Here is a 6,072-nt window from a genome sequence, read left to right as displayed (position 1 = left end):
AGGCTGAGGTTTTGCCATTAAACTACACCCGCGTGTAGTATTAAATATATGATTTGGTGCGGCCGAGAGGACTTGAACCTCCACGGGATTAACTCCCACTAGGCCCTCAACCTAGCGCGTCTGCCATTCCGCCACGACCGCTGGCAAAACGCATAATTCAACTTTTAATTATCGAGAACAATAACCATTGTAAATTGTCGGTTACATTTTGTCAACACAAAATTAACTTAAAATTAATATTGTTAATTAAGGTTTGTTTTGCTTTCCTTGTTAAGACAACGATATCTATAATATATCATGTAATAATTATTGTCAATGTTTTTCACAACAAAATTTATATCAATTATAAAAAAGGTTGTTAGAAAACAGCATCTGCTTTTAACAACCCTTTTACTAAATATATATTTATATTTTTTCTATTTCTCAAAAACTTTAACTAATTTAAGTTTGCCACCGCAATGCCCGCATCTCATTATTTGAGTGTTCACTCTTTTAATACGTAAATAATTAGCTTTACAACTGACACATTGATATTTGTAATTAGCTCGACTTTCATATGTTTCAGTCGGATTGCAAAACCTTGGTGCGCCTACTTTAGCGCTTAAATCTTTGAAATCTGTATCTCTGTGTTGGTACCCTTTACCAGCAAGGTGAAGAAAATAATGACAAAGTTCATGTTTAACTATTTGAACTATTGCATCTTCTCCAAAATGCTTTAATTGTTTAGGATTTATTTCTATATTGTGGCTTTTCAACAAATATCTTCCACCTGTAGTACGTAATCGTTGATTAAAATAAGCCTTATGTTTGAAAGGTACTCCAAAGTATTTGATAGCCAAGTTTTCAGTTAATCTTTGAAGTTCATTATTATTCATTTGGATCAATCATCGTTAAAGATACTTTGCCTTTATTTTCATCGATATCCAGAATCCAAACATCCACAATATCTCCCACACTTACAATATCCATAGGATTCTTTACAAATTTCTTAGAAAGTTTAGAAACATGGACTAATCCATCTTGTTTAACACCTATATCAACAAATGCACCAAAATCTACTACATTTCTAACAGTACCATTTAATTTCATGCCTTCATTTAAATCTTCAATGGATAATACATCAGATTTAAGGATCGGTGTCTCAAATTCATCTCTTGGATCTCTATTAGGCGCAATAAGTGATTTGATAATATCTTCTAGAGTGGGTTCACCAATATTCAATTGTTTCGCAAGCCCTTCAATATTCACATCACTTAATGTTGATTTTAATTGATCCGTACCTATATCATTAGCGCCTAAACCTAGTTGCTCTAATATTTCATAAGTCACTTCATAACTCTCAGGGTGAATCGCAGTATTATCTAATGGTTCTGAGCCATCAACGATACGTAAAAAGCCTATACTTTGTTCAAAAGTTTTAGAACCCAACCGTTTAATTTTACTAATTTCTTTATTATGTTTAATAGGTCCATTTTCTTCTCTATAATCAATAATATTTTGCGCAATAGTTGAAGATAGTCCTGAAACATATTGAAGTAAAGATTTTGAAGCTGTATTTACATCTACGCCTACTTGGTTAACTGCAGTTTCAACTACGAAAGTAAGCGCATTGCTTAATTCTTTTTGATTTACATCATGTTGATATTGACCTACCCCAATAGATTTTGGATCTATTTTAACTAATTCGCTTAATGGATCTTGAACTCTTCTACCTATAGATACAGCGCTTCGTTCTTCAACTTGAAAATCTGGAAACTCTTGTCTGGCAATTTCTGAAGCAGAATACACAGAGGCTCCTGCTTCATTGACAATGATGAATTGAGCATCTAATTTATATTTTTTAATTACATTTGCTACAAATTGTTCAGTTTCACGGCTAGCTGTTCCATTTCCAATCGCTAGTAATTCAATTTGATAATCTTTAATCATGTTGACCAGTTCTTTTTCAGAAGCTTCGATTTTAGATTTTGGAGGATGAGGATAAATGACGCTTTTAGCAATAAACGTTCCAAAAGGATTAATAACTGCTAACTTACATCCCGTTCTAAATGCCGGGTCCACACCGAGAATTTGTTTTCCTTTCATAGGTGGTTGTAAAAGTAAGTTTCTTAAGTTCTCACTAAAAACATCGATGGCATGTGTCTCTGCTTTCTGAGTTAAATCTCCTCGAACTTCTCTTTCAATCGAAGGCATAATTAATCGTTTAAGACTATCTTCAATAGCCTCTGCAATATAAGGATTTGCTTCATTATTTACTTGAATTAATTGTCGTTCAATGTCTTTTTTAATTCTTGATGTGTCAAATTCTATTTTAACGTTTAATACTTTTTCTTTCTCCCCACGATTCATAGCTAAAATTCTATGATTTGCAACACGCTTTACTGGTTCAGAATAATCATAATACATTGAGAAGATTTCTTTTTCATCTTCTGCTTTTTTCTTCTTAGCAGACACAATTTGACCTTGATGATATACATCTTTTAAAAGTCTTGAACGATATTTAGGGTCATCTGAAACTTGTTCAGCAATAATATCCTGTGCCCCTTTAATAGCATCTTCTACTGTAGAAACTTCTTCATTTATGAATTCTTGTGCTTTTTCATCAACATTCTTATCTAAATTCTTCTGAAGTAACCATTTTGCTAAAGGCTCCAACCCTTTTCTTTTAGCTTCAGTAGCACGTGTTTTCTTTTTCTGTTTATAAGGACGGTATAAATCTTCAACTCTTTGTAGTTTTGTCTGTTTAATAATATCTTTTTTTAAGTCTTCAGTTAGCATGCCTTGTTGTTCAATACTATGTATCACTTCATCTTTTCTTTTTTGAAGATTTTCCATATATCTATATTCATCATCAATTTGCTTAATTTCAACTTCATCTAGACCACCAGTTGCCTCTTTACGATATCTTGCAATAAATGGCACAGTGTTGTTATCTTCTAAGAGTTCAAGAACTGATTTAATTTGTTTCTCTGAAAAAGAATACTTTTCAACGATTGTTTGAATTAAATTTTTGTCCATTGTTCTACCACGCTTTTCTTTAAAAATTTCTTCACTAGTTTAACATAATTTTTTAACTAGATTCTTCCTAGATATAATTTAGAATGCTTTAATCTTTTTTAAAGTTAAAAATTCTAACATATAAAAAGAAGTTCATTAACTCAGTCAATGAACTTCTTTTTATATTTATTGTTTAGCTGCTTCTTGCAACTTTTTGATTGCAGTACGTTGCAAGCGAGAGACATGCATTTGACTTAAGCCAATACGTTCGCCTGTTTCCTTTTGGCTTAAACCTTCTATAAATGTACATTGAATAATTTGTCTTTCTCTATCAGATAATATAGGTAAAATACGTTCTAGAATCATTCTCTTTTCAGTTAAATCATAATTATCATCTTGTTGACCCATAATATCTAATAGAGTGACAGTTGATCCGTCTTTATCTGCTTCAATAGAATGATCAACACTAAGCGCATTATAACTTTGACCCATCTCCATCGCTTCCAAGACTTCTTCATCCGAAACTTCAAGTCGTTGAGCAATTTCACTGATGGATGGTGAACGCTCAAGCTCATTTGTAAGTTCGTCACTTATCTTTTTAATTCTTGGACCAATTTCTTTAATACGTCTTGGTACATGAACACTCCATGTTTTATCTCTTAAATACCTTTTTATTTCACCAATTACGGTTGGAACTAGGAATGCTTCAAATTTTCGATCAAATGACAAATCAAATCTATTGATGGCCCCTATTAAACCAACCATACCAACTTGAACTAAATCTTCATGATGTGATTGCCCTTTTGAATATTTATATGCTAAAGATTCTATTAGTTTGCGGTAATGCGTAACTAATTTATCTTGAGCTTGGCTATTTTCATTTTCTTGGTGCTCTTTAATCCATTGGTTAATTTGTTCAGGTGATACATCATTAGCTGATTTCGACTCTTTCGCCATTATTTCGCACCTGCTCTTTTTTAATATACTTAATCATACTGATTGTAACACCAGATTCTTTATAGACCTTCACTTCGTCCATTAATGATTCAATAAGGAATAATCCTAAGCCGCCTTCGCGAAGAAAATCAATGTTTTCGTTATCGTCGTAAGGACCTAATTTTGATTTTGTTGTTTCATAATCAAAGCTTTCACCTTGATCTGAAATAACTATTTTTATTTTATCATCAAATATCTCAAAACATAAATTAATCATACCGGTTTCAGTATTTTGTTTATAAGCATGTTTTACAGCGTTAGTCACTGCCTCACTTACAGCAATTTTAGAATCTTCAATATCGTCATAAGATGCTCCAGCTCTTGAGAATACACCAGATAATGTTAAACGTATTAAACTTACGTATTCCGCAGAGGCTGGTAACCGCATTTCAATGTAATCTTGTCTTGATTGCATGTTATTCAACCTCCGTTCCTTCATTAACATGCATTAAATCTTTCAAACCGGTAATATCAAATAATCTACTGATTCGATCAGAAACACCTAATATATATAAATCTTTATCATTTTGGTTTAATGCTTTTAACGTTCCTACAAATAAACCTAATCCTGTAGAGTCCATGTAACTTACGTTAGCTAAATTAACATGAATGTCATGAGTCCCTTCTTGTCGCATTGGTACAAGTACCTCTTCTAATTCAGGCACTGTATATACATCTAATTCTCCGCCAACTTTAACTTCATAATAATCGTCATGAGTTACAGTTTCTATATTAAGATTCATTCGATACACTCCTAGTCTTTATCAAATCTGCTTCATTTCTACATTTGTGTTCAAAAATATGTATACCCTACGACTTGAAACTTTAATCTATATTAGTTAAATTAATTTACTCTTTTTATAATTAAAATTGTCATATCGTCTTTTCTACTAGGGTTTTGAACTTTTAAAATTCCTTCATAAATAATTTGAACTATATCTTGTGGATGCATATGTTTATATTTTTGTATTAAATTTAACAATTTATCTTTATCGATAAATTCACCTTCTCTATTTCGTGCCTCAGTTACACCATCAGTAAAGATAATTATTAAATCTTCGAGATAAATAGGTATCTCTTGTTGATTATATCGAGTCTTCTGACTTACTCCAAGCACACGCCCACGAACGTCAATCTCTTCAAATTGTTCTGTTTCAGCTCGATAAATATAACCAGGCTCATGCCCTGCAGAACTACAATATAAAAGATGATTCATTTCTTCATACAAGCCATAAAACATCGTTACAAACATATTTTGGTTGACGTTTTTTTCGACAACTCGGTTAAGACGCTTTAAACCATCACTAGGCAATTGAGAGTGACCATATGAATCCATTCCAAATTTAATCATACTCATAGCTAAAGCAGCAGGTATACCTTTACCGATAACGTCCGCAACAGCGAAACTCATAGTCCCGTCTTTATGATCAATTAAATTAAAATAATCGCCACTTACCTTTTGAGCCGCTACGGAAATTACACCGATTTGTATACTATCGAATTGAGGTATATCTGTTTTAAGCATAGTTTGCTGAAGTCTAGAAGCCAAATCAATTTCTTTGTCGTGAACTTGTAATTTATTAACTAATCTTTGATAATCTCTATAACTATAACCGAATCCTCTTACTACCTCTTGAAGGACATCTAATGTACCGAGTATTTCTTTTTCTTCTAAATCTAATTGGTTAATATATGATTTATGAATTTCTACAATATCTTCTGGCAGTATATCCTTTTTAATTACTTCATTTGTAAATTCTTCGCACTTTTTTATAAGTTGTGTTCGGTTTTCAGTAGTTAAACTTTCTTTTACAAGTTCCATATAATCTTTCTTAAATTCTTCCACGAGATGTGCCTCCTTACTTCCAATTCACAATTCCATATGCTTTTAATCTGGTACTTTTTGGAATTCTTTTTTATCTATAAAATGAATAGCAAATAACTAAAAAGCCACAGTTTCTTAATATCTAAAAAAGACTTTAGGATTGGAATACCTAAAGCCGAAAAACTCAAGACATTCTTTTATAATAAATGTATTTACATAATAACTATAATTATATGCTATTTAACTAATGAGAG

At 31.9% G+C, this 6,072-nt stretch carries 6 protein-coding genes and 1 tRNA gene; all 7 read right to left on the bottom strand.

The annotated features are described in order from the left end of the window. Positions 1 to 54: 54 nt before the first annotated feature. Positions 55 to 141 (bottom strand) — tRNA-Leu (locus tag HMPREF3154_RS10975). A 275-nt stretch (positions 142 to 416) separates the two neighbouring features. Continuing rightward, on the bottom strand, positions 417 to 875 hold the full coding sequence (locus HMPREF3154_RS10970) for a SprT family protein (RefSeq protein WP_023351378.1): 459 nt from the start codon (positions 873 to 875) through the stop codon (positions 417 to 419). Further along, on the bottom strand, positions 868 to 3,018 hold the full coding sequence (locus HMPREF3154_RS10965; RefSeq protein WP_023351377.1) for a Tex family protein: 2,151 nt from the start codon (positions 3,016 to 3,018) through the stop codon (positions 868 to 870). The genes HMPREF3154_RS10970 and HMPREF3154_RS10965 overlap by 8 nt, the downstream gene beginning before the upstream one ends. Positions 3,019 to 3,183: 165 nt before the next feature. Continuing rightward, the gene (sigB, locus tag HMPREF3154_RS10960) at positions 3,184 to 3,954 is read right to left on the bottom strand and encodes an RNA polymerase sigma factor SigB (RefSeq protein ID WP_002435824.1); all 771 of its coding nucleotides are present in this window, start codon (positions 3,952 to 3,954) and stop codon (positions 3,184 to 3,186) included. Beyond that, positions 3,929 to 4,408, bottom strand: a complete 480-nt coding sequence (rsbW, locus tag HMPREF3154_RS10955) for an anti-sigma B factor RsbW (RefSeq protein WP_002435518.1) — start codon at positions 4,406 to 4,408, stop codon at positions 3,929 to 3,931. Before rsbW ends, sigB begins: the two co-directional genes overlap by 26 nt. A 1-nt stretch (position 4,409) precedes the next feature. Then, positions 4,410 to 4,736, bottom strand: coding sequence for an anti-sigma factor antagonist (locus tag HMPREF3154_RS10950; RefSeq protein WP_002435753.1), 327 nt, complete (start codon positions 4,734 to 4,736; stop codon positions 4,410 to 4,412). A gap of 101 nt (positions 4,737 to 4,837) precedes the next feature. Beyond that, a complete protein-coding gene (locus tag HMPREF3154_RS10945) occupies positions 4,838 to 5,815 on the bottom strand; it encodes a SpoIIE family protein phosphatase (protein ID WP_211181699.1) in 978 nt (325 codons plus the stop codon). Positions 5,816 to 6,072: the final 257 nt, after the last annotated feature.

The sequence above is a fragment of the Staphylococcus sp. HMSC06C11 genome, assembly GCF_001808345.1.
In the GTDB taxonomy this organism is placed as follows: domain Bacteria; phylum Bacillota; class Bacilli; order Staphylococcales; family Staphylococcaceae; genus Staphylococcus; species Staphylococcus capitis.
Note: the sequence above shows the minus strand (reverse complement) of the source record. Positions and strands in the feature narration are given on the sequence as shown.